This is a genomic window from Dietzia sp. CH92, from assembly GCF_032248695.1.
Lineage (GTDB): Bacteria > Actinomycetota > Actinomycetes > Mycobacteriales > Mycobacteriaceae > Dietzia.
Genome location: NZ_JAVHXC010000003.1, coordinates 166,895 through 190,727 on the forward strand (window position 1 = coordinate 166,895; position 23,833 = coordinate 190,727).

The window sequence follows — 23,833 nt, forward strand, 5'->3', positions numbered from 1 at the left end:
CTCGCAGTTTTGCACGGCGACTGCACGATTGCACAGCCCGTGCAACGTTGTGTGGCGGAGGACACCCTGCGGGACACTCCGGCGCGATCGGAGCACCACTGCAGCGGTGGCGTGACGGCGATCACATGGTTAGAGTGCTCTCACTGTTCGGTAGGGGGGCGGGGGCCCATGGACGAGATCGATCGACGAGTTTTTCTCGCGCGCGCGTGGCTTGTGGGGGCGGTGGTCGGCGTCGGCGCGGCGCTACCGGGTGCGCTCTCCGGCCCGCCGGGGCTGACCGCCCGGGCGCGTGCACAGGGCACCGGCAGCGCCGCCCTCGACGCGGTCGAGGCGTTCTCGCTCGACACGATGCGCGGGCTGTGCGTGATGGTGATGCCCGGGCCCGACGAGTGGTCGCGGCAGCAGGGCACCCTCCGCACCGACGCCGGCCCGATCGAGGTCGGCGGCGGCGAGTTCATGAAGGACCTGTTCGACAACTACCTCGGGATGGGCGATCAGCTCGCGCGGCCGCTCGCCCTGGGGTTCGGCCAGGCCCTGTCCGACCTGGGCGTCGCGACCGAACCGTTCCTGGGCCTGTCCGAGTCCGACGGCCGGCGCATCGACGAGCTGCTGGGGTACGTCTACAGCGACCGCGTGCTCCCGCTGTCGCTGCCGGTGGCGCTCCTGCTGGGCACCGGCGCGCTGCTCGTGAACCCGGCGTCGATCGCCGGACCGCTGGGCAGCCCCTTCTCCCGGTTGTCGCTGGCGGACAAGTGCCGCGTCCTCGAGGCGGTCGAGGGGCCGGTCCCGCAGCTCATCGCCCTCCTGGACGGGGCGCTGCCCGTCCCGTTGCGGGGCAGCGCGTCCGGATTCCTCCGCTTCGCCGGCGGCATCCTCCTGGAGGGCACGGCCTTCGGCGTCTACTCGGAGATGGACGCCTACGACCCGGCGTCGCGCGAGGTCCGCCCGCGGCCGGTGTCGTGGGACCTCACCGCCTACCGGCCCGGCGGCCTGGTCGACGGGCACCCCGAGTTCCTCGGTTACTACCAGGGCCGGACGGAGGTGCCCGCTGATGCGTGACGTCATCGTCATCGGTGCGGGCGGCGGCGGCCCGGTGGTCGCGGCGGAGCTCGCCGGGCGGGGGCTCGACGTGTTGCTCCTCGAGGGCGGTCCCCGCCAGGCGGACCCCGGGAGCCAGTGGTCGCACGCGGAGAACGACGCCAACAACCCCAACGACGGCTACCTGCGCTTCGGGCCCGAGGATCGGGACGCGCCCGCGTGGTTCCGCGAGTGGACGAACAACATGTTCGTCTGGCAGCTGTCCGGGGTCGGCGGGACGACCCAGCACTACTACGGCAACAGCCCCCGGCCCATGCCCGGCGTGTTCCGCGGGTACGAGGGGCCCGACGCCGCCGAGTACGACACGGCGCACCGCTTCCCGTTCACCTACGCCGAGTTCCGGCCCTACCTGGAGTGGGTCGAGGCCACCCTGCCGGTGGAGACGGCGGCGATGGGGACAAAGGAGGCCCTGATGTTCCGCGGGTGCGAGGCCGTGGGCCTGCCGGTCCAGACCTCCCGGGACATCTCGCGGCCCGCGTTCCGGCCGCAGCAGAACGCGATCCTCCAACCCGGCGGCACCGCCGGCCGCACCGACCGCTCGGAACTGCTGGTCTACCCGCAGGCGACGGGGTGCACGTTCTGCGGCCACTGCTTCCAGGGCTGCTACGCGCCGCTGCGCGCGCCGCGGAACCAGTTCGCCAAGCGGTCGACCGACAACAGTTACGTCCCCCTGGGCCTGGCCGCCGACGCGGTCCGCCCCGGGGGCCGACCGGTCGAGCTCCTCACCGACTCCTTCGTGCGGCGGATCCGTCACGAGCAGCAGGGGGCCCACACCGTGGCCCGGGGCGTGGAGTGGAGGAACAACGCCACCGGGGAGCTCTTCTCGGAGGACGCCCGCGTCGTGGTGCTCGCCGGCGGCGCCACCGAGAGTCCGCGACTGTGGTTCAACAGCGGATTGCCCGATCCCAACGACTGGGTGGGCCGCGGACACACCGATCACCACTTCGACTGGGTGGTGGGGGCCTTCGACGAGTACACGGGCAACTCAAAAGGGGCCAACTCGTCGGCGCGGCTGGACTGGCCGGGCCGGGGCGGGATCGAGAACGTGGGGCTGGGTCCGGCCATCCAGGCGTTCTCCCTCAGCCTGTCGGATTCGGGCACACGGGGCCACTACACCAACGGCCGTGGGCTGTACGGCCCGTGGGACGGCCCGTCCGGCCGCCTCGTCGCGGACGAGCTCAAGGACCTCATGGCGGGCGGGATCGACCACCTGCTGAACTTCCTCGTCATCACCGACGACCATGTGCAGCCGGACAACCGCATCACGCCGTCGCTGTTCCCCGCCGACGAGAACGGTGCACCTGCGAAGATCGACGTGACGTTACGCGGCCGCGTGCCGCGGACCCGCGAGAACCGGGAGTTCATGGTGGCCCGGGCGGCGGAGATCATGCGGGCGGCGGGGGCGCGGACGGTGTATCGCCTGGACTGGGCGCCGTTGCTGCTGCACGTGCACTCGACCATGCGGATGGGCGAGTCGGACCGCGATTCGGTGCTCGACGCCGACGCGGAGGCGCGGTGGGTGCGTCGGCTGTTCATCGCGGACAACTCGGCGCTGGCCAATTCGCTGGGCGGGCCCAACCCCACGCTGTCGACGCAGGCGCTCGCGACCCGGACGGCGGAGAAGATCTTCGGACGGTACTTCGGCGGCGACCCGTGGGTGGGCGTCGAGGCGCCGGTGCCGTCCACGGACCCGCGGATCTCGGCCAGGATGCAGCAGCTCGGCCTGTGACGCCGGCGGCCACGGGCGCGCGCAGCGCAGGCGGAAGGGGCGCAGCGGGCGCCGGCTAGAAGACGCTGATCCCGAGGGCGCGCCGGACCCGCAGGTCGAGAAGGTTGAGGGCGTAGTACACGCGCAGGGGCGCGGGGAGGACCGTGCCGAGCGCGGTGGACACCGCCACCACCCGCCGGCGGCGGCGCAGGTCGGCGGGGGTGATCTCCCAGCGCATCTCCTCACGGATCCGCCGCGGCACGGCGAACTTGCTCATCGACAGGTTCCACGGGCCGACTATCTTGCTCGCCAGGGTGCCGACCCTGCCCATGCGGATCTCCAGGACCCGGAAGTCCGCCAGGGACTGCAGGTAGTCACGGACCGTGTCGTCGATCGAGACGTCCTCCAGTCCCTCGGCGAACTGCTTCTCGTACTCGGCCCAGCTCGACGGCCAGCGGGCGTCGGGCACGTTGAGCGTGGTGCCGAGCGGCCGTGCGATGTCGACGATGTGGTCGAGCTCGGCCTCGGTGAGCGGGCCGTGGATCATCTCGAACTGGTCGGTGTAGTAGCGCACGAGACACAGCGCCACCCACATCTGGTACCCCGCGTGGTTGGCGTTGTAGCTCACGGGGCTGGACTCGGTGGAGGTCACCTGAGCGTGGATCCGGTGCACGGACTCGTGGAAGAACCGCCGGTCCTCGCGGCTGCCGAGCGTGGCCACGGCGAGGTACTGCGCGGTGGTACGCGCGCGCTTGATGGGCCGCAGGTCCCCGCGGCCGCGTTCGACGCGGCTCTCGACCACGCCGTAGCCCACGGCGGGGTTCGCGAGCTGCATGACGACGTTGGCGACGGGCAGCCAGAACGCGAGGTGGGTGGAGATGTCGGGGAGGGTCCGGATCCGCCGGGCCCGGCCTCCCGCGGTGCCGGTTCGCGTCCCTGCGGTCATCATCCACTCCCCGTCGTCGGCCGTCCGATCCGATCACATATATCTTACACGGGGGTGCACGTCGCGGTGGCCGCTCCCGCGTCGCCCGAAAATGGGGAAGGATAGGTTCACCTAACCCCCCAGCACTGAGGAGCATGAGTGGCCCGCGATCGTAAGCCTGTCGCCCCGACCGTCCTGACGGTCCTGCGCACCGAGTCGGTGACCCCGCACCTGGTCCGCGTCATCCTGGGTGGGGAGGGTTTCGGGTCGTTCGCCGCCCGGGCGGAGACGGACAGCTACGTCAAGATCGAGCTCCCGCACGCGGGCGAGACCGTGGTGCGCACGTACACCGTCCGTCGGGTCGACGCCGCCGCGCGCGAGATCTGGATCGACTTCGTCGTGCACGGCGACGAGGGCGTCGCCGGACCGTGGGCGCGTTCGGTGACGCCCGGCACGGAGGTCGCCGTGCGTGGGCCGGGCGGGGGTTACCGTCCGGATCCCGAGGCCGACTTCCACCTGCTGGCCGGGGACGAGACGGCGGTGCCGGCCGTCGCCGCCGCGCTGGAGTCGCTGCCGGAGGACGCCGTGGGTGCGGTGTTCCTTGAGGTCGGGGGCGACGACGACGAGCTCGACCTGGCGGCGCCGGCGGGCGTGGAGATCACCTGGGTCCACCGCGGAACCTCCTCGACGGACGCCGGACCGGACCTGATCGACGGCGACGCCCCGCTGGTCGGCGCGGTGCGAGGGCTGCCGTGGCCGGGCGGTGACGTGCAGGTCTTCGTCCACGGCGAGGCCGAGACGGTGATGAAGCACCTGCGGCCGTATCTGCGGTCCGAGCGCGGTGTGCCCGCCGCCCGCGCGTCGATCTCGGGGTACTGGCGGCGCGGTCGCACGGAGGAGGGCTTCCGTGTCTGGAAGCGCGAACTGGCGGACACGGAGGAGACCCCGCAGCCCGTCAGGTGAGTCCGGGCTCACGGTGCCGGGCCGACCCGGTACCCTCATGTGCCAGCACCGTTCACGCATCCGGCCCCTCGCGTTCTCAACCCGTGAGGCCCAGACGGCACAGACAAGGCATGGCACATGGCATTCTCACGCGCGAAGCTCTTCACCGGACTGGTCGCCACCTCGGCTCTGGTCCTGGCAGGTTGTTCGAGCGGCGGTGAGGACGACGCCGCCGGTGGCGGGGGCGAGTCCTACCGCATCGGCATCAACCAGCTCGTCCAGCACCCGGCGCTGGACTCGGCCACGGCCGGGTTCAAGGAGGCCTTCGCCGAGGCCGGCGTCGAGGTGGAGTTCGACGAGCAGAACGCCAACGGCGAGCAGGGCACGGCCCTGACCATCGCCCAGCAGTTCGCCGCGGACGACCTGGATCTGGCCCTGGCCGTGGCCACCCCGGCCGCGCAGGCGATGGCCCAGAACATCACCGACGTCCCGCTGCTGTTCACCGCCGTGACCGACCCGGTCTCGGCCGAGCTCGTCGACTCGATGGAGGCGCCGGGCTCCAACGTCACCGGCACCTCGGACGCCGCCCCGATCTCCGATCAGCTGGAGCTGCTCAAGCAGCTCGTGCCGGACGCCGAGCGCGTCGGGATCGTCTACGCCTCCGGCGAGGTCAACTCGCAGGTCCAGGTCGATCAGGCCGAGGAGGCCGCGGGCCCGCTGGGGCTGGAGATCGTCACCCAGACCGTCACCACCGTCAACGAGATCCAGCAGGCCGTCGAGGCGCTGGGGGATGTCGACGCGATCTACGTGCCCACGGACAACATGGTCGTCTCGGGCATCTCCTCGCTCGTGCAGGTCGCCGAGGCCAAGCAGATCCCGGTGATCGCCGCCGAGTCGGGCACGGTCGAGGGCGGCGCCGTCGCGACCCTGGGCATCGACTACACCGAGCTGGGCCGCCAGACCGGCGAGATGGCGCTGCGCATCCTGCGTGACGGCGAGGACCCGGCCGGCATGCCGGTGGAGACCGCCACCGAGTTCACCTACGTGGTCAACGAGGACGCCGCGGAGCGCCAGGGCGTGACCATCCCCGAGGACATCCTCGCCGAGGCTGAGAAGAAGTGATCGGGACCGTCGAGGTAGGTCTGATCTACGGGGTCATGGCCCTGGGGGTCTTCCTGACCTTCCGCGTGCTCAACTTCCCCGACCTCACCGTCGACGGCAGTTTCACCACGGGCGCCGCCACCGCGGCCATGGGTATCCTCGCCGGCTGGAACCCGGTGCTCGCGACCCTCGCGGGCTTCGGCACCGGGTTCCTGGCCGGAGCGGTCACCGGACTGCTCCACACCAAGGGCAGGATCGACGGTCTGCTCGCCGGGATCCTCACCATGATCGCGCTGTGGTCGGTCAACCTGCGGATCATGGACGGCGCCAACATCCCGCTGCTGCGCAGTGACACCGTGTTCACGCCCCTGAAGGACGCGGACCTGCTGGGCGAGTGGCCCGGGGTCGGCATCCTCGCGGTCGTGGTCCTGCTGCTCGGCCTGGTCGTCCTGTGGTTCCTCACCACCGACCTCGGCCTGTCCATCCGGGCGACCGGCGACAACGGGCCGATGATCTCGTCGTTCGGTGTGTCCACCGACTTCACCAAGACACTGACCCTGGCCCTGTCCAACGGGTTCGTGGGCATGTGCGGCGCACTCATCGCCCAGTACCGGGGCTTCGCCGACATCTCGATGGGCATCGGCCTCATCCTGGTCGGCCTGGCCTCGGTGATCATCGGGCAGGCCATCCTCGGCCAGCGGAAGCTGCTGCTCGCGGTGCTCGCCGTGATCGTGGGCGCCCTGCTCTACCAGCTCATCATCTTCGCGGCCCTGCGCGTCGGCCTGGACCCCAACGACATGAAGGCGGTCACGGCCATCCTCGTCGTCGTGGCGCTGCTGCTGCCCCGGTGGAAGGGGGCCGGCGGGCGCTTCGGTCGCAAGCCCACCACCGCGGTCGCGGCCAACGAGCGGGCGGCCGCCGGGGTCGGCGCGTCGGTCGCCGCGGGGCCGGGCACGGCCGCCGAGGCCACCGCGACCGGGTCCGCCGGGCCCGATTCCACCGCCCCCGGCTCCAAGGAGGTCTGACGATGCTGTCCGTCACAGGGGTGTCCAAGACCTTCTTCCCGGGCACCGCCAACGAGCGCCGGGCGCTCAACGACCTCACGCTGACGCTCGGCGAGGGCGACTTCGTCACCGTGATCGGCTCGAACGGCGCGGGCAAGTCGACCCTGCTCAACGCCGTGTCGGGCAAGCTGCCGGTGGACGCCGGCGCGATCGATATCGACGGCGTGCGCGTCAACCGGCTGCCCGATCACAAGCGGGCCAAGTACATCGGCCGCGTGTTCCAGGACCCGCTCGCCGGCACCGCACCGAACCTCACCATCGAGGAGAACCTGTCGCTGGCACTGCTGCGCGGTCGGCGTCGGGGCCTCGGACGCGGGTTGAACAAGAACCGGCGCGCCCGGTTCGGCGAGCAGCTCGCGATGCTCGAACTGGGTCTCGAGGACCGGCTCACCGCGAAGGTGGGGTTGCTCTCGGGCGGTCAGCGGCAGGCGCTGTCGCTGCTCATGGCCGGGTTCACCCAGCCGCGCATCATGCTGCTCGACGAGCACACCGCGGCCCTGGACCCGCAGCGGGCGGCGCTGGTCACGTCGATCACCGAGCGCATCGTGCGCGAGGGCGGCCTGACCACGCTCATGGTCACGCACAACATGGAGCAGGCCATCCGGCTGGGTAACCGGCTCATCATGATGCACGAGGGCCGGATCGTGTACGAGGCCGACGACGCGACCAAGTCGAAACTCACGGTGCAGGACCTGCTGCGCGAGTTCACCAACATCAAGGGCGCGACCCTGTCGGACCAGGCGTTCCTGGGCTGACCGTCGGGCGACTGAGCTGCGCCGGCGCCCGCGCCCGCAGCTCAGTCGCCCGACGCGCCGCGCACGGCCTCCCAGCCGTCGCAGTTCCTGCGTACCAGCCCCATCTGCTCGAACTTGGCGAACCAGCCCGGCGCGGGCCACTCCCCCCACCGCTCGGCGTAGTGCGCGCCGTTGCGGAGCAGGTCCTGCAGGTGGTCGACGGGCGGGTCGGCGACGGGGTGCCAGCGGTGGTACGCGTGCGCCCCGGCCACCAGGATCACCGGTACGCGCCGGTGGAGCAGTCGTCGGCCGAAGTCGGTGTCCTCGGCGCCGTAGCCGGTGAAGGTCTCGTCGAACCCACCGAAGTCGGTGCGGAGCCGCAGCCAGAGGTCCGGGCGCATGGCGAAGGACAGCGACCAGAACATCCCGAACTCCCCCGGCTCCAACATCCGGGTGCCGGTCTCCGGGAACGGACGCGCCGGATGGGGGTCGGTGAACGCGGGCAGGTCGGCGGGGTCGGGCGCGCCGGCGGATTCAGGGAGATAGGTCACCGGGCCGAGCCCCACGACGCCGTCGGGGAGCTCGGCGTAGCGCGAGCCCAGCTCGGGACCGGGCATGCAGTCCACGTCGAGGAAGACGATCAGATCGACCCCCAGGTCGGCCGCCCGGTCGCCCCCGAGGTTGCGACTGCGGGCGATCGGCAGGTCCGGCCCGGCCGGCACCTCGACGATCTCGGCGCCCTCGGCGCGGAGTTCGCGGCCCAGTTCCCGGCTGCCGGGTCGTTCGGGCAGGACCACCACGTGCCGCGCGTCGGGCAGGTGCGCGGCCATCGCGCGTCGCTGGGACCGCAGGTGATCGGCGCGGCCGGGCGTGCAGACCGTCACCACGGCGGTCGGCGCCGCCGTGGTCATCGCGCCACTCCCACCGTCGACTCCGCCGACGGCGCGCGTCCACTGAGGGCCTCCGCGCTCCCCGCGGCGCCCGCCCCGAGTCCGTCGAGCTCCGGCTCGCGCCCCGCGGCGACCGCCTCGAGCACGCCGGCCAACCGCTCGGCGGCGCCGTCGACCTCCCACGCCTCGCGCAGCCCGGAGCCGGCGCCGGGGGCCGAGCGGGCGGCCTCGAGGGTGCGCCGGACGGCTGCCGTGAGCTGCTCGACGGGGGCGTCGCGGCCGACGACCTCGGCCAGTCCGAGTCGGGCGAGGGTGGCGGCGGTGGCGTCCTGCTCGCCGAAGGGGCGCTCCTCCGGCGCGACGACGAGGTGCGCGTCAGCGGCGGCCAGGTCGGCGATCGAACTCTGCCCCGCGGCGCTGATGACCACGTCGGCGCGACGCAGGTCGTCCCACGGGTCGGCCACCCAGCGGCCGCCGGGGCCGCCGAGGGAGACCCAGTCGGCCTCGCGGAGTGTCTCGCGCACCGCGTCCCAGCGGGCGTCGTGCGCCGTGCCGCCGGAACCCCGCAGGTGCAGCACGCGCGGTCGCGCTCCCGGCCGGAGGCCGTCGTGGGGGTCACGCCCGGCGAACCGCGAGACGCCGCCGACGGGCAGCAGCGGTCGCGTCGCCCCGGCGGGCACCGGCGCCCCGGCCGCGCGGGGCCACCCGGCCACCAGGGCCGAGCAGACGCCGTGGGCGAGGATGTGCGGGGCGTCCTCGCGGCGGCCGGGAAGCACGGTGGACACCACGGGAGTGCCGGTCAACCGGGCGCCGAGCGTCACCTCGACGGAGATGTCGGACCAGAACACGGTCGGTTCGTGACGGTCGATCCAGTCGGCGATCATCGCCATCCGGCGGCGCAGCCCGGCCTGGCGCAGCGGGACCCAGTGCAACCGGCCCCCGGCGGTCGGGTCGTTATCCGCACCGGGTCCGGCCCCGGCCTCGTCGTAGTCCAGCGGCAGCGGGAGGATCCGGACCCGTCCGGGATCGGGGACGGCTCCGTCGCCGATGCGGGCGGAGGTGAGGATGGTGACCTCGTCGCGGAGCGCGGCGGCCACCGACAGCGCCCGCTGCACGTGGCCGCTGCCGTGATGATGGGCGTAGATCCCGATCACGTCGCGGCGCCCACCATCAGTGAACGGAGTCGTTCCTCGAGGGCGTCGATGCGGGCGTCGTGGGAGAACGCGGCCGCGGCGGCGCGGGCGGTCGCGGCGCGGTCGAGGGTGAGTGCGGCGGGGATGCCGGCGGCCAACGCGGCCGCGGGGTCGTCACCGGGGTCGACGAGGATCACCCCGGGCTGCCCGCGCAGGATCTCGCGGATGCCGCCGCGCGCCAGCGCGACGACCGGGGTGCCGCACGCGAGCGCCTCCACGGCGGTCAGTCCGAACGGCTCCTCCCAGCAGGGCGTCACCAGGGCGACCGCGGCGCTCGCGACCAGCGGCACCAGCGCATCGCGGCCCAGCGGGCCGTGGTGTCGCGCCAGCGCCCCGGCCTCCCGCAGCCGGGGCCGCAGGACGCGACGCAGGTACCGGTCGTCGCCGACGCGGCCGGCCAGGTCGAGCGGTATCCCCGAGAGCCGGGCCGCCTCGACGGCCAGGTGCGGCCCCTTCTCGGGCACGATCCGGCCGGTCCACACGGCGCGGGGCGCCGCAGCGCGCCGCGATCCGGCCGGGCGCCGGGGTCGCCAGGTGGCGAGGTCGACGCCGTTGGGCAACACGTCGGCCCCCTGCGGCACGCGCCAGGTCCCCAGGACGGACCGGCTCACGGCGAGCACGTGCCCGGTGGCGGCCCCGAAGCGGTCGAACGCCCGCTGCATCGGCTCGAGTTGGGGGCAGTGCAGCGTCGTGATCATGGGCGTGCCCATGTCGGCGGCGCGCTCGAGCGGGACGTGGCTGAGGCTGTGGTTGAGCACCACGTCGTAGCCGGCCACGGCGACGTGGTCCATGAGTCGCTCGAACTCGGCGGAGTCCGCCTCGTAGCCGCCGGGCGGGTAGTAGCTGTCCCCGCGCCCGGTGGCGGTGGCCATGGCGGTGAACTCGAACCGCTGGTCGTGGCCCTCGCTGCCGGCGGCGGCGTAGAGGGTCACCCGGTGGCCGCGGGCGCGCAGGGCGCGGACCTCCTTGGCCACCACGACCTCGAGCCCACCGGCGTACGGCTCCCGGATGGGGAACCGGGACGGCCCGATCACCGCGATGTTCAGAGTCTCCCCGCTACGTGCGTCCACAGCCCCCCTCGTCGTCTCGTCGCGCCCGGCGGATCCGGACGCGTGCCAGAACCTTGAATGGTGTCCTGTCGGGGGCCCTTCCGCCACCGCTCGGGCGCTCCGCGTCACCACAGGCCTCACCAGCCCCCGACGATCCGCTCGAGCCGCACGCCGTCCCCGTCGACCGGCAGGACCCGGACCCCCACGCCGGACGCCGCGACGGACCGCGTCGCCGGGGGCCGCTCACCCCATTCCTGCTCGCGCGCCAGGGCCCGGGAGCTGCGGATCCGCGCGAGGGTGCGGCCCTCGTCGTCGTCCAGGGTCACGCCGCCCTCGGGTGGGCACAGGGCGCGCAACCGCCGCGGGTCGAGCCCGCCGAGCGCGCACGGTCGGTGGAGGTCGACCAGGACGGGGGGACGACGACGAGGACCCGCCCCCGGCGTTCCCGGCCGCCACCACCCGCCGCGCTCGCGGAGTCCCACGCGTGGGTCGTCGGCGAAGAGCCGGGCGATCACGGCGGCGTCGGGTGTGGCGGGGTCGATCGTCACCGCGGCGTCGCCCCAGGTGAGCAGGGACGCGACCGTGGCGGCGGTCGCGCCGGTCCCGGCGAACGCGGGGTCGGCGGCGTGGACGTGGACGGCGATCGAGGGCAGCGCGTAGATGCCGCCGGCGGGCCGGGTGAGCGGGGAGGCGATGAGCGGGGCGAGGCGGGCGGTCTCGAGGTTCTTCTCGGCGAGGCGGTCGGGGTCGTCGGTGCGCCCGGACCAGTCGGGGCCGTCGTGCCAGGCCACGGCCTCGGGGACGTACTGCAGGCGGCCGCCGGCCTGCTCGCAGCGCCACCCGAGGTCCCAGTCCTCGCCGCCGTAGCCCACGATGTCGGGGTCGAAGCCGCCGGCGAGGTCGTAGAGGCGGCGGTGCAGGCCGCACACGGCGGACAGCACGCCGCGCCACAGGTCCTCGCCGCGGGTGAGGTTCGCCGTCTCGGCGTAGTAGCCCGCCGGCCACTGCGGGTCGGGCAGCACCTCGACCGGCTCCGGGGCTGTCTCGGTGGCGGCGTCGGGGGGCACGGCGTCGGGGAAGCGCCCGTAGCGGCGCCTGCCCACCACCAGGAGGTCGGGCCGGCCCTCGAGCGCGTCGCACATCGCGGCGACGTACCCCGGCCCGGGGACGGTGTCGCCGTCGAGGAAGAGCAGGAGTTCGCCGCGACCGGTCTGCGCGCCGAGGTGCCGGGCGGCGGAGGCGCGGAACCCGTCGTCCGCCTGGCGGACCACCGTGACGCCCTCGGGAACTGTGGGCGGGGTGGGCGAGCCGTCGTCGGCGACGATCACCCGCAGGGCGCGCCCGGCCCGGCCCAGCCCGGTCTGGCGGGCCAGCGCGGTGAGGATTCTGTCGAGCATCCGCTGGTCGCGGTAGTACGGGATGATCACGTCGACCCCGCCCGCCGCGGCCGGATCCGGGCGCACGCCGCCGCTCACGCGAGCCACCGCGTCCACGCGGCGCGGTACTCGCGGCCGACGTCGTCCCACCCCGGCGGCGGGGGCGCGAACCGCGTGGGTGCCGGGTCGTCGAGCAGTCGCCGCAGGTCGTGGGCCAGGTCGGCGCCGTCGGTGATGAGCAGGGAGCGGGGCCGCTGCCGTTCCATCTCGCGGATGTAGTCCGAGTCCCGGACCAGGGGGCGGCGCCCGGCCGCGGCCCATGTCCCCAGCGAGCCCGACGCCGACACGTTGCGGAACAGGGCGACGGGCACCGTCACCTCGCCGAGCACGCGGGCGAGGTCCTCGTCGTCGACCCGGCCAGTCAGCTCGGCGCGGCCCCCGGCGGCGCGGACGGTGTCCAGCGCGTCGCGGACGTAGTCGTCGTGCCCGTCGGCGGGCGCCCCCAACAGACGTAAAGTCACGTCGGTGCCCCCCTGCGCGGCGAGGGCCGCGACGGCTTCGGCCACCACGTCGACGGCCTTGCCCGGGTGCAGGAACCCGAAGACGCCGACCGACCGCGTGTCGGGGGTGAGGTCGGCGGGTGGCGCGAGTTCGGGCACTGGCAGCCCGATGACGGCGTCGGCCGTGATGCCCGCGTCCGCGCACAGCCGCCGTTCGTGCTCGGAGCTCACCACGACCAGGCCGGCCGCGCGGGCGATGCGCTGGTAGGCGTCGGTGCGGCGTCGGCACCGCTCGGCGCCCTCGGCGGGCTGTGGCACGTCGTGCAGGGTCACGCCGACGGGCCGACCCGCGGCGAGCTCCTCCACAGTTGTAGCGGCCTCATCCGGTGTCGCGCCGAACAGCGGGTCCGTGAGGTGCAGGTGCACGGGGACCGGGCCGATGTCGGCGAGCGCAGCGGGTAGCGCGGTCACGTCCGGGACCTCGAGCAGCGGGGTCCCCGCCGCGCGGGCACTGTCCACGGCGAAGCGGGTGACGCCGTGCTCGGGCGGGCCGAGGGCGATCGTCACGGGCACGCCGCGAGGGGCGCCGGGCCAGGCGGCGGTCATCGCAGCCCCAGCAGGTCGAGGCGGTCGGCATGGCGGCGCAGCCCCTCCTCGACCACGCCCGGCGTGACCGCGTACCAGGCCAGATGCGCCTCGACGATGTCGCGCGCGGCCACCGGCGCACCGTCGACGAGCCAGTCCGCCGACTCCTGGTCCGCCCGCCCGTCCAGGCCCAGGGCCCGCGCGACGGCGGGCTCGACGGGCGCGCGGGTGGCGCCGAGGGGCTCACGGTCTCCGATGCGGGGCGGGTCGGTGAGCAGCCCCGCGGGCAGGCGCTCGAGGATGCGGCCAAAGACCGTCGCCAGCGTGTCCCGGTCGGGGTGGTTGATGGTGTGCCAGCGCGGGTACCCGTCGAGCAGGTCGGACGCGGTGATCGTCCCGTGTGCCTGTTCCCGCACCCGCAGGGCCTCGACCGACTCGCGGGCGGCGGCCCGGGCCTGCTCGGGCGTGGGCGCGGCGTCGAGCACCCCGCGGTCGCCGGTCGCGGCGGCGACGATCGTGCGCAGGTCGTGGTACGGGGCGAGCGGCGGGACCAGCGACCGGTCGTGGGGTGGACGGACCAGCACCTGGTACGGGTGCAGGCCCGCGTAGCGCAGCACCGGGACCAGGACCACCGTCGCCGAACCGGGCAGCCGCGCGGCGAGCTGGCGGTGGCCGAGCGGCAGGCCGCGGTAGTCGTCCCGGACGGGCTGGGTGATGAGCACGTCGGTGCGGGCCAGGTCGTCGTGGAGGGCGGGCAGATCGGCGGCCGTCATCTCGTACACCGGCCGCACGTCCACCACCCGGACCTCGGCGGAGGTGCGCAGCAGGTCGCGGTAGACGTCGGCCTGGCAGTTGCCGATCACCATGACTGTCGGACGGTCGGGGGCGCTCACGGCGTCGAGGGTAATAGGCCCCGGGGTTCCCGCGACCGGTGCGCATGGCACGGTGGCGGGGTGAACTCTGGCGTCCCACCGCTCCCGTCGGTCCCGTCCCCGGCGCGGCCGACGACCCCGGCGCGACCATCGACCCCGGTGCCGTCGATCCGGGTGCGTTCCGTACCCGCCGGGCACGACTACGTCCGCCACGCCGTCGGGCCCGCCCGCGGCGTCACCGTGCTGGACGACCCGGTGCTCGACCCGGCCGAGCCCGCCCGGTGGTGGCCGCACCCTGCGCTGGAGGCAGCCGAGCGGCCCGGGGTCCTGGAGGACGCCGACCTCGTGCACGTGCACTTCGGCTACGAGCACCGCTCGCCCGAACAGGTCGCCGAGTTCGTCGCGGCCCTGCGGGCGCGGGCGATGCCGCTGGTGGTGACCGTCCACGACCTGACCAACCCACACGAGCCGGACCCCGCCGCCCATCTCGAACGCACCGGCCATCTGGTCCGCGGAGCCTCCGCCGTCCTCACGCTGACCGCCGGCGCCGCCGCGGAGATCCGCGAGAGGTGGGGCGTCGACGCTCAGGTCGTCCCGCATCCTCGCCTCGTGCCGGCCGCGGTCACCGAGCCACTCCGTCCGGCCCGCGCCTCACGCGGCCACGTCAACCCGGGCCCCGGACGCGTCCGCACGGTCGGGGTGGTGCTCGGCTCGCTGCGGGCGGGCGTCGCAGCGGAGGACCTGCTACCCGCGCTCGCCGACGCGCTGCCCACCGACGCCCGGCTGGTCGTGATGATCCGCGCCGACGCCCTCGCCGCCGCCCGCGATCCCGGACACCCGCGACACGCCGCCGCGCTCGCGCTCGACCGTCTCGCCACCCGCCCCGAGGTCGAGGTGCGGGCGCACGACCACCTGCCCGAGTCCGATCTGTGTGCCGCCCTCGCCGGGTTCGACGCCCTCGTGCTCCCACACCGCCACGGCACGCATTCGGGCTGGTTGGAACTGTGCCGCGACCTGGGTCTGCCGCCTGTCATCCCGCGCATCGGTTACCTGGTGGAGCAGTGGGGCCACGACGTCGCCTCGTACGACCCCGCGTCACCTGACACCGCCGAGCTCCGGGAGGCAGTGGGCACCGCGTTCGGGGGCCCGCCCGTCCCCGTGCGCTCGGCGGACGCCGAGGACGCCGCGGTCGCCGACGCCCACGCCGCTGTGTACCGGGCCGCGCTCAGCTAGACGAGCTGTGGGCGCACATGCATTTGGCGACGACCAGATGAGGTCCTACCTCGCCGATGCCCTGGCAGCGGTCGCATTGACCTCGATCGCCCAGACCGGATTGGCCCCCGCGCATCGGCCGCGATCAGCGCTGGCTTCCTTTCCCCGCCTCGTGGTCTCTCGGATCAGCTCCCGCCGCCGAGTCGCCACCGGCGATCCCCCGGTCAGCCGTCGCTTCTGTACGGTTCGCCGACGCACGTCCTGGGGAAACGCTGACCGTAGTGACGGCTCGCGCGGTCCGGGCGCGGTCCGGGCGCGGTCCGGGCGCGGTCCGGGCGCGGTCCGGGCGCGGTCCGGGCGCGGTCCGGGCGCGGTCCGGGCGCGGTCCGGGCGCGGTCCGGGCGCGGTCCGGGCGCGGTCCGGGCGCGGTCCGGGCGCGGTCCGGGCGCGGTCCGGGCGCGGTCCGGGCGCGGTCCGGGCGCGGTCCGGGCGCGGTCCGGGCGCGGTCCGGGCGCGGTCCGGGCGCGGTCCGGGCGCGGTCCGGGCGCGGTCCGGGCGCGGTCCGGGCGCGGTCCGGGCGCGGTCCGGGCGCGGTCCGGGCGCGGTCCGGGCGCGGTCCGGGCGCGGTCCGGGCGCGGTCCGGGCGCGGTCCGGGCGCGGTCCGGGCGCGGTCCGGGCGCGGTCCGGGCGCGGTCCGGGCGCGGTCCGGGCGCGGTCCGGGCGCGGTCCGGGCGCGGTCCGGGCGCGGTCCGGGCGCGGTCCGGGCGCGGTCCGGGCGCGGTCCGGGCGCGGTCCGGGCGCGGTCCGGGCGCGGTCCGGGCGCGGTCCGGGCGCGGTCCGGGCGCGGTCCGGGCGCGGTCCGGGCGCGGTCCGGGCGCGGTCCGGGCGCGGTCCGGGCGCGGTCCGGGCGCGGTCCGGGCGCGGTCCGGGCGCGGTCCGGGCGCGGTCCGGGCGCGGTCCGGGCGCGGTCCGGGCGCGGTCCGGGCGCGGTCCGGGCGCGGTCCGGGCGCGGTCCGGGCGCGGTCCGGGCGCGGTCCGGGCGCGGTCCGGGCGCGGTCCGGGCGCGGTCCGGGCGCGGTCCGGGCGCGGTCCGGGCGCGGTCCGGGCGCGGTCCGGGCGCGGTCCGGGCGCGGTCCGGGCGCGGTCCGGGCGCGGTCCGGGCGCGGTCCGGGCGATCGGTAGGGGTCGCAGTGGGGGTTCAGCGCTCCTGCCGCCGGACCATCTCGCCGATCCACTCGGGAACGTACGGCGAGGTGCAGCCGCGCGGCGTCGGGTAGTCGCGCAGCACCCCCAGCCGCTCGCCGATCTCCAGCGCCCGCCCGCGCAGCTCCGGGTGATGGATGCCGATCTGCGCGAGGCACGTGTTCATCTCCCACTGCAGCCGCTCATGCGCGTCGGCCATCTCGGCCTCGATGACGTCGAGCAGCCCGGGCAGGTCCAGGCCCTCGGGCTTCTTGACCACGCGGTCGGCGGTGAGCGCCCAGCCGGCGGAGGCCACCACCGGGTCGGCGTCGTCGAGCCACGCCACGCGCAGCTCCTCGGCGTGCGGGCCCTTCATCACCACGTAGCCGACCAGCCAGTCGTGGACCTTCCGGGTGCGGGCCTGACGCAGCATGGCGTCGAGCTGGTCGGCGGAGAACTCCCTGGGCCGGCACACGAGGAGCGCCAGCAGTCGCGCGGCCGAGTCGCCCGTGCCCCACAGCTCGAGCGCCAGGGGCTGGTTCTTCTTCACCCGTTTGGCCACGGCCCGCAGCGCGGTGAGGTTGACCCCGTGGTCGTCACCGTGCCGGGCGTTGACCTCCCGGATCCGTGCGTCCTCGAGGTCCGAGAGCTCGGCCATCACCTCGTCGAGTGTCGGCGTTGTCGTCGTCGTCATCGTCTCGTCCTCTCCCTCCCGGGCGCGCCCGGCGTCACTCGCGCCGGCCCCCCACCACGCGGCGCGTCCCTATACTCGCCGGGGTGCGCCTGTGGAGCATCCATCCCGACCTGCTCGACCGCGCGGCGCTCGTCGCCGGGTGGCGCGAGGGGCTCTTGGCCCAGAAGGTACTCCGCGGCCTGACGAAGGGCTATCGCTCGCACCCGCAGCTCGAACGATTCCGGGAGCTCCCCGACCCGGTCGCGGGGATCGCCACGTGGCTGCACGGGCTCGGCGACGCCGCCGACGCGCGCGGGTACCGGTTCGACCGCACGCGCATCGTCCTGCCGCCGGGCCCCGAGCGCCTGCCGCTCACCGACGGCCAGCTCGCGCTGGAGTGGGCGCACCTGCGCGCGAAGGTGGTCGAGCGCGACCCCCCGTGGCTGGCCCGGCTCGTCGCGCCACGGCCGCACCCGATGTTCGACCTGGTCCCGGGCCCGGTGGCGGCCTGGGAACGCGCCCCCGTGCCGGAGGACTGACCCGTGTACCGACCCACCCGCGTCCCGCTGCCCGTGCTCGTCGCGCCGGCCGCGGCGTCGACCGCGCTCGCGTTGCGGCCGGTCCGGGGGCCGTTCCCCGCCGCCACGGCGGGGTGGGTGGCGAGCCTGCCCGCGCAGGAGCTGCCGCTGCACGTCGGTGCGCTCGTGGGCGCGGTGACCGCGCACGCGTGGGGACGCGGGCAGCGCCGCCCGTCGGACCTGGTGGGCGCGGGGATCGCCGCGCTCACCTGCGCGGGGCTCGGGACGGTGCTGGCCCGGCACCTCGCCGCGGGGCCGGCGCTGGAGCGGGCGCTGCGCGAGGGCGCCGGGTCGCGCGCGGGTGAGCCGCAGGAGGGCGCCGGGTCACGGGCGGAGGGGGACGACACGGCGACGACGACGAGCTCCGCCCCACGCCACCGCACGCCGTGGCCGACCGTGCTGACCCGCCCGTGGCCGCTGCCGCCACGCGGGGTGCGGGCCCGCCGGGGCATGGTCTACGGCCCGGACCCGAGGGCCAACCGGTTCGATCTCTACACCCGTGCCGATCGGGCGGGGGACCGGCGCTCGTTCGCCGACGCCCCGGCGGTGCGTGGCGTGCTCGTGCACGTCCACGGCGGCCACTTCCGCGCCGGCGGACCGAGCCGGGAGTCCCGGGCGATGCTCTTCGACCACGCCCGCCGCGGCTGGGCGGCGATCAGCGCCACCTACACCCTGTCCCCCACGCCGGAGGGCGGGTTCCCGCAGCACCTCGTGGACGTCAAGCGGTTGATCCGCTGGATCCGCGTCGAGGGCCCGGCCCACGGCATCCCGGCGGGCGCGCCGATCGTCGTGGCCGGCAGCTCGGCCGGAGCACACATCGCGATGATGAGCGCCCTGGCCGCGGGCGACCCGCGATTCCAGCCCGGCTTCACCGACGTCGACACCACGCTCGCCGGGGCGGTGGGCCTCTACGGGTACTACGGGCGGCTGGGCGCGGCGACCCGCGACGTCTCGGACCCGGTGCGCCACCCGGCGTCCGCGGCGCCGCCGGTGCTGGTCGTCCACGGCACCCACGACACGTACACGCCGGTCACGGGCGCCCGCCGGCTGGTCCGGCACCTACGGGCGGGATCGTCGAACCCGGTGGTCTACGCCGAGCTGCCGGGTGCGCAGCACGGGTTCGACGCCGTGCGCTCACCCCGCTACCTCGCGGTGGTCGAAGCGGTGGCCCGATTCACGGACCGATACGCCTGAGCGCCCCGACCGCGTAATGTCCCAGACGACGGCCAGGACATCGTCGACCCGAGGAGACTCCATGCCGCTGACCGGAGAGTACGAGCCGAGCCCCAGCCGATGGGTGCGTGACCAGGTCGAACAGTACGAACGCACCGACGGGGCCGAGGCCTCGGACCTCGGCGGCATCCCCGTCGTCATCGTCACCACGGTGGGCAACAAGTCCGGGAAGCTGCGCAAGACCCCCCTCATGCGCGTCGAGCACGACGGCGCCTACGCGCTCGTCGCCTCGCAGGGCGGCGCGCCCAGCCACCCCTTCTGGTACTGGAACATCGTCGCCGAGCCGCACGTCATGGTGCAGGACAAGGACCACGTGGGCGACTACACGGCCCGCGAGGTCACCGGCGCCGAGCGGGACGAGTGGTGGGCGCGCGCCGTGTCGGTGTTCCCGGACTACGGCGACTACCAGGAGAAGACCGATCGCACGATCCCGGTGTTCGTGGCCGAGCCCCGTGCGTAGAGCGGCGGCACGCGGGCGTCACCGCCGCGAGGGGGCCGCGGCGTGACCCGCGTGGCCCTCGTCCTGGGCTGCGGCGGCACCATCGGGGCCGCCTGGGCGATCGCCGCACTGCAGGCCCTCTCCGACCAGGCCGGCCTCGACCCCCGCGAGGCGGACGTCCTGCTCGGCACCTCGGCCGGCGCCGAGCTCGTCACCATGCTCGCCGGCGGCGTCTCCGTCTCCGAACTGGTGGACATGCAGTGCGGACGGGCGACCGACCCCCGGCTGCGCGACCACATCGCCTCCACCCCGGCGAGCGTCCCGCCGCTGCCCCGGTTCCCGCTGCTCAACCCGGGCCTGGTGCGCAGACGCTCCGGCCTGGCGGGCCTCACCGGGATCGCCCCCACCGGCCGCGCGGACGCGAGCTGGCTGCAACGCCTGGCCGAGCAGTTCGAGGTCGGGGCGTGGCTGCCCCACCCCGCGGCCCGGATGGTGGCCTACGACGTCCGCGCCGGCGAGCGGGTCGTGTTCGGCGCGCCCGGCTCCCCCATCGCGACCGTCGGCGAGGCGCTACGTGCCTCGTGGGCCACCCCCGGGTGGATGCCGCCCGTGCCGATCGGGGACCGCATCTTCGTCGACGGCGGGATGGGCTCGACCGCCTCCGTCGACCTCATCGGCCCCGACGAGGCGGACCTGATCTACGTCATCGCCCCCATGGCGTCGGCGCCGGGCGTGCGGATCCCCGGCGCGGGCGGGACGATCGAGTACCGGATGATCCGCCGGCCGATGTCGGCGGTCCTGCACGCGGAGATCGCCACCGCCCGCTCGCGCGGCACCACCGTGGTGCCGATCCTGCCGACCCCCGCCGACCTCGCCGGGCTGAGTCCCCACTTCATGAACGGCTCACAACGCGTGGCCGCGTTCGAGCACTCCATGATCACCGCACCCGAGACCGTGCGGGCGGCCCTGTCGGCCGACGAGGCCGGGGTCTGACCCGGCCGTCGCGGACCGGCTCCCAGGGCGTCCCGGCCACCGGGAGACGGCGGTTCGCGTGTGGGCGGCCGGAATTATCGTCGCCGCATGACCGAACCGACCGTGCACATCATCGACCGGGTGGAGGTCCGGCCCGGCCACGGCCGGGAATTCGTCGGGGCCTACCTCGCCGACTACGCCCCCCGCGCGCGGGACCGCGGCCTCACACTGGACCGGATCCTGGTCAGTCCCCCGGTGTGGATGGACGACGAGCCCAACGTCGTCACCGCGATCTGGTCCGCCGCCGGCCCCGCCGGATGGTGGCGCGCCGCGATCGACGCCCGCTACGACTCCGAGTCGGCCGGCTGGTGGGAGCGGATGGCACCGTTGGTGCTCACGCGCACGCGCTCCTCTGCGGCCGCGGCCGCCGACGTGGAGGCGCTCTGCGATGTCTGACGTCGTGTACGCCGTGTTCCTCACCGACGCCGCCGGCGGCTCGTCGGCCCCGGCCGACCGGATCCGCGCGACGCTCGCCGACCTGCCGGGCACCGACCCGGTGGTCGCACCGACCCTCCCGGGGGCGCGCAACGGAGGGGACCTCATCGTCCGCCTCCGGTTCGACTCCCCGGAACGACGGGAGCAGCACCGGCCGACGATCGAGGGGGCACTGCGATCCGCGGACATCGAGCGGGTCTCAGGGGCGGTCATCGACCCGCGCGCCGCATCCGCCGGGTGGTCCGGTCGTCGCACCGGTGCCGGCGGTCCCGGCGTCTACCGGGTGCTCCTGGCCCGCGCCGCGGACGACGCCACCGCCGAGCAGATCGCCGACTTCGAACGTGCACTCCTGCGGATGCCCGCACACGTCCCCCAGATCCGGGCCTGGCGCCTGAGCCGGACGGCCGAGACGAGCGGTGCCACCCCGTGGACCCACGTCTGGGAGCAGGAGTACGACGAGCTCGACGGACTGCTGGGCCCCTACATGAACCACCCGATCCACTGGGCTCACGTCGACCAGTGGTTCGACCCGGAGAGCCCGCGGCGGATCGTGCGGGACCGGGTGGTCCACACGTTCTGCGCGATCGACGCACCGGTGCTCGACACCGCCGGTTGACCCGTTCTCCCGACCACGCGGTCGGTCCACCGCCGCGGGATGTCCGCGGGGTAACCCCCTCACCGAAGGAACAGGCACATGGGATCACTCGACGGAAAAGTCGTCTTCATCACCGGGGCCGCACGCGGCCAGGGCCGGAGCCACGCGGTCACCCTCGCCGCCGAGGGCGCGGACATCATCGCGATCGACATCTGTAGGCAGTTGGACACCGTCGAGTACGACATGTCGACCCCGGAGGACCTCGCGGAGACCGTCGCGCAGGTCGAGGCGCTGGGCCGCCGCATCGTCGCCTCCCGCGCCGACGTCCGGGACCCCGAGGCGGTGGCCGCCGCGCTCGCCGACGGCGAGGCCAGGCTCGGCCGACGGGTGGACATCGTCCTCGCCAACGCCGGCATCATGCCGCTGAGCGTGAACATCCACTCCCACCAGGCGTTTCTCGACGTGATCGACGTCAACCTCAACGGGGTCCACAACACCGTGTCGGCCGCCGTGCCCAGCCTCCTGGAGAACGGGGGCGGGTCGATCGTCATCACCAGCTCGAGTCAGGGCCTCAAGGGCACGGGCGGTCTGGGAGGGGTCAACGCCGCCTACACCGCGGCCAAGCACGGCGTCGTGGGGCTCATGCGCAACTACGCCAACTGGCTGGGCCCACAGAACATCCGCGTCAACACGATCCACCCGACGGGCGTGGCGACGCCGATGATCCAGAACCCGATCATCGAGCAGTTCTACAACGACCCGAACGCCAACTTCGACGCCGTCAGCAACCTCATGCCGGTGCCGTTCATCGAGCCCGTCGACGTCTCGCGGGCGATCCTGTTCCTCGTCGGCGATGCCGGGAAGTACGTCACCGGGGTGACGTTCCCGGTCGACGCGGGGTTCAACGCCAAGTGACGCCCGGCCGGGCGGGGATCGACCCGCCCGGCCACGGCCCGGGCGTCAGCCGCGTGCGGCGGCGTGCTCGCCCGCGATCCGGCCGAACACGAGGGCGTCGGCGATGTGGAAACCGCCGTCCTTCGCCCAGCTGTAGGTCGAGCTGACGCTGCCGGCGGCGTAGAGCCCCTCGATCGCCTCCCCGGAGGGTCGCAGCACCCGGGCGTGCTCGTCGCGACGCGGCCCGCCGCTCGTCCAGCCGAGCATCGGGCCGCTCCGGTAGGCGTAGAACGGCGGCTCGGACACCGGCACCAACGTCTCGGGCGCCCGGCCGAAGTGCTCATCGTGCCCGGTCTCGCAGGCGCGGTTGTACCGGGCCACCGACTCGACCAGAGCCGCTGCCGGCACGCCTGTGGCGTCGGCGAGTTCCTCGAGGGTGTCGGCCCGGTGGATCCACCCGGCCTCGATCTCGACCGAGTTGTCGGGGCTCCACCGGTAGCCGTCGACGAGCAGGCTCCACCCCACCGGCAGGATCTCGGGGACGGCGCCGATCGGGCCCGCGAGGCGGGTGCGTTCGTCGAACACGACGTGCATGGGGCGTTCGGGGTGCAGCCGGTACTCCCCGTCGATGAGGGCCTGCCCGTGCCCGGTGGGGACGCACTCGTCGACGAAGCGGCGCCCGTCGTCGTCGACCCACAGGTACCCGCGGCGGTGGATCAGCATCGCGAAGGACCCGTGCCGCGAGTCGGGCCGGGGGATCCCGTTGACCGCCATCATGTTGTCCATGTGCCACAGGTCGGCGCCGATGTCCTGCGCCATCCGCAGCCCGTCCCCCGTGGCCGCCGCACTGCCCCACAGCGGCGGGTCCTCCAGGCCGAGATGCTCGCGTACCAGGTCCGCGTCCCCCTCGAAACCCCCGGTGCTCAGCACCACCCCACGCCGGGCCGCCAGCCGTTCGCCAGCGGCGGTGAGGACACCGGTCACCCGGCCGTCGGCCGGGTCCGTCACGAGCTCGGTGGCCGGGGACCCGTACCGCACGGGGATGTCGCGCTCGCGCACGATCGTCTCCAGCGCGCGGTAGAGCCGCCCGTCACCCATGGCCCCGTCGACGCAGCGCAGGTGGTCGTAGGCGTCGCTGCCGGGCAGCTCCGGGTACTCGACGGGGAAGTGCCGGAGCGGCAGCGCGGTGACCCCGAGCGAGCTCATCCACTCCGTGATCTCCCGGGTGCCGTGGGCCCAGGCCCGGATGATCGGTTCGGGAACCGGCCGGTCCCCGCAGAGCGCGCGCAGGTACGTGGCGATGCCCTCGGGGTCGTCGTGGCCGAACCAGGCCCCGCCGGACACCCGGGTGTTCCCGCCTGCGGTATCCGCATCGCCCTTCTCGAGGATCAGCACCTGCGCGCCGGCGTCGTGGGCCGCCACCGCGGCCGCGCACCCCGCCGCGCCCATGCCGACCACGATGACGTCGGCGACGGCGTCCCACGCCGTGCCCGCCCGGTCGCCGGAGTCGTTCCGTGTCACCT

23 protein-coding genes are annotated in these 23,833 nt (G+C 74.5%); 14 read left to right on the plus strand and 9 right to left on the minus strand.

Annotated elements, in window-relative coordinates; genetic code table 11:
• Positions 1-168: 168 nt before the first annotated feature.
• Positions 169-1,059, plus strand: a complete 891-nt coding sequence (locus RWK90_RS07215; protein WP_314036264.1) for a hypothetical protein — start codon at positions 169-171, stop codon at positions 1,057-1,059.
• A complete protein-coding gene (locus RWK90_RS07220) occupies positions 1,052-2,827 on the plus strand; it encodes a GMC family oxidoreductase N-terminal domain-containing protein (RefSeq protein ID WP_314036266.1) in 1,776 nt (591 codons plus the stop codon). Before RWK90_RS07215 ends, RWK90_RS07220 begins: the two co-directional genes overlap by 8 nt.
• Before the next feature lie 55 nt (positions 2,828-2,882).
• Here RWK90_RS07220 and RWK90_RS07225 read toward each other — a convergent pair whose 3' ends face one another.
• Positions 2,883-3,752 carry an oxygenase MpaB family protein gene (locus RWK90_RS07225; RefSeq protein ID WP_314036269.1) on the minus strand — a complete coding sequence of 290 codons (870 nt, stop codon included), beginning with the start codon at positions 3,750-3,752 and terminating at the stop codon, positions 2,883-2,885.
• A 138-nt stretch (positions 3,753-3,890) separates the two neighbouring features.
• Between RWK90_RS07225 and RWK90_RS07230 the strand changes: the two genes are divergently transcribed.
• The 4 genes from RWK90_RS07230 to RWK90_RS07245 all read left to right on the plus strand — a co-directional run bounded on the left by RWK90_RS07230 (position 3,891) and on the right by RWK90_RS07245 (position 7,593).
• Complete coding sequence (locus RWK90_RS07230) at positions 3,891-4,694, plus strand: siderophore-interacting protein (protein WP_314036271.1); 804 nt, start codon at positions 3,891-3,893, stop codon at positions 4,692-4,694.
• 117 nt (positions 4,695-4,811) lie between these two features.
• A complete protein-coding gene (locus tag RWK90_RS07235) occupies positions 4,812-5,795 on the plus strand; it encodes an ABC transporter substrate-binding protein (RefSeq protein WP_314036272.1) in 984 nt (327 codons plus the stop codon).
• A complete protein-coding gene (locus RWK90_RS07240) occupies positions 5,792-6,799 on the plus strand; it encodes an ABC transporter permease (protein ID WP_314036274.1) in 1,008 nt (335 codons plus the stop codon). Before RWK90_RS07235 ends, RWK90_RS07240 begins: the two co-directional genes overlap by 4 nt.
• 2 nt (positions 6,800-6,801) lie before the next feature.
• Positions 6,802-7,593, plus strand: a complete 792-nt coding sequence (locus RWK90_RS07245) for an ABC transporter ATP-binding protein (protein ID WP_314036276.1) — start codon at positions 6,802-6,804, stop codon at positions 7,591-7,593.
• Between the two features lie 41 nt (positions 7,594-7,634).
• On the opposite strand, the gene RWK90_RS07250 is transcribed toward RWK90_RS07245, so the two are convergent.
• The 6 genes from RWK90_RS07250 to RWK90_RS07275 all read right to left on the minus strand — a co-directional run bounded on the left by RWK90_RS07250 (position 7,635) and on the right by RWK90_RS07275 (position 14,058).
• Positions 7,635-8,483, minus strand: coding sequence for a galactosyltransferase-related protein (locus RWK90_RS07250; protein ID WP_314036278.1), 849 nt, complete (start codon positions 8,481-8,483; stop codon positions 7,635-7,637).
• Positions 8,480-9,616, minus strand: a complete 1,137-nt coding sequence (locus RWK90_RS07255) for a glycosyltransferase (RefSeq protein ID WP_314036280.1) — start codon at positions 9,614-9,616, stop codon at positions 8,480-8,482. The genes RWK90_RS07250 and RWK90_RS07255 overlap by 4 nt, the downstream gene beginning before the upstream one ends.
• Positions 9,613-10,725, minus strand: coding sequence for a glycosyltransferase (locus RWK90_RS07260; protein ID WP_314036283.1), 1,113 nt, complete (start codon positions 10,723-10,725; stop codon positions 9,613-9,615). The genes RWK90_RS07255 and RWK90_RS07260 overlap by 4 nt, the downstream gene beginning before the upstream one ends.
• A 116-nt stretch (positions 10,726-10,841) precedes the next feature.
• Positions 10,842-12,179, minus strand: a complete 1,338-nt coding sequence (locus tag RWK90_RS07265; protein ID WP_314036285.1) for a glycosyltransferase — start codon at positions 12,177-12,179, stop codon at positions 10,842-10,844.
• Entirely contained in the window at positions 12,176-13,186 is a 1,011-nt protein-coding gene (locus tag RWK90_RS07270) for a hypothetical protein (protein ID WP_314036287.1), read from the minus strand. The genes RWK90_RS07265 and RWK90_RS07270 overlap by 4 nt, the downstream gene beginning before the upstream one ends.
• Positions 13,183-14,058, minus strand: coding sequence for a WcbI family polysaccharide biosynthesis putative acetyltransferase (locus RWK90_RS07275; protein ID WP_314036289.1), 876 nt, complete (start codon positions 14,056-14,058; stop codon positions 13,183-13,185). The genes RWK90_RS07270 and RWK90_RS07275 overlap by 4 nt, the downstream gene beginning before the upstream one ends.
• Positions 14,059-14,211: 153 nt before the next feature.
• Here RWK90_RS07275 and RWK90_RS07280 point away from each other — a divergent pair, with 153 nt between their 5' ends.
• Positions 14,212-15,270, plus strand: coding sequence for a glycosyltransferase (locus RWK90_RS07280; RefSeq protein WP_314036291.1), 1,059 nt, complete (start codon positions 14,212-14,214; stop codon positions 15,268-15,270).
• Positions 15,271-16,447: 1,177 nt separating this feature from the next.
• Here the strand turns inward: RWK90_RS07280 and RWK90_RS07285 are convergent.
• Positions 16,448-17,125 carry a DNA alkylation repair protein gene (locus RWK90_RS07285; protein WP_314036293.1) on the minus strand — a complete coding sequence of 226 codons (678 nt, stop codon included), beginning with the start codon at positions 17,123-17,125 and terminating at the stop codon, positions 16,448-16,450.
• Between the two features lie 83 nt (positions 17,126-17,208).
• On the opposite strand from RWK90_RS07285, the gene RWK90_RS07290 reads away from it, so the two are divergent.
• From RWK90_RS07290 to RWK90_RS07320, 7 genes are all read left to right on the plus strand, one after another.
• On the plus strand, positions 17,209-17,643 hold the full coding sequence (locus tag RWK90_RS07290) for a pyrimidine dimer DNA glycosylase/endonuclease V (protein WP_314036294.1): 435 nt from the start codon (positions 17,209-17,211) through the stop codon (positions 17,641-17,643).
• A 3-nt stretch (positions 17,644-17,646) separates the two neighbouring features.
• Positions 17,647-18,876 carry an alpha/beta hydrolase gene (locus tag RWK90_RS07295; protein ID WP_314036296.1) on the plus strand — a complete coding sequence of 410 codons (1,230 nt, stop codon included), beginning with the start codon at positions 17,647-17,649 and terminating at the stop codon, positions 18,874-18,876.
• Between the two features lie 61 nt (positions 18,877-18,937).
• A complete protein-coding gene (locus RWK90_RS07300) occupies positions 18,938-19,375 on the plus strand; it encodes a nitroreductase family deazaflavin-dependent oxidoreductase (RefSeq protein WP_314036299.1) in 438 nt (145 codons plus the stop codon).
• A gap of 42 nt (positions 19,376-19,417) precedes the next feature.
• Positions 19,418-20,347 carry a patatin-like phospholipase family protein gene (locus RWK90_RS07305; protein ID WP_314036301.1) on the plus strand — a complete coding sequence of 310 codons (930 nt, stop codon included), beginning with the start codon at positions 19,418-19,420 and terminating at the stop codon, positions 20,345-20,347.
• A gap of 87 nt (positions 20,348-20,434) precedes the next feature.
• The gene (locus RWK90_RS07310; RefSeq protein WP_314036303.1) at positions 20,435-20,782 is read left to right on the plus strand and encodes a hypothetical protein; all 348 of its coding nucleotides are present in this window, start codon (positions 20,435-20,437) and stop codon (positions 20,780-20,782) included.
• Positions 20,775-21,437 carry a Dabb family protein gene (locus RWK90_RS07315; RefSeq protein ID WP_314036305.1) on the plus strand — a complete coding sequence of 221 codons (663 nt, stop codon included), beginning with the start codon at positions 20,775-20,777 and terminating at the stop codon, positions 21,435-21,437. The genes RWK90_RS07310 and RWK90_RS07315 overlap by 8 nt, the downstream gene beginning before the upstream one ends.
• Positions 21,438-21,515: 78 nt before the next feature.
• Complete coding sequence (locus RWK90_RS07320; RefSeq protein WP_314036307.1) at positions 21,516-22,331, plus strand: mycofactocin-coupled SDR family oxidoreductase; 816 nt, start codon at positions 21,516-21,518, stop codon at positions 22,329-22,331.
• A 45-nt stretch (positions 22,332-22,376) separates the two neighbouring features.
• Here the strand turns inward: RWK90_RS07320 and RWK90_RS07325 are convergent, their stop codons facing one another.
• Complete coding sequence (locus RWK90_RS07325) at positions 22,377-23,831, minus strand: FAD-dependent oxidoreductase (RefSeq protein ID WP_314036309.1); 1,455 nt, start codon at positions 23,829-23,831, stop codon at positions 22,377-22,379.
• Between the last annotated feature and the right edge of the window lie 2 nt (positions 23,832-23,833).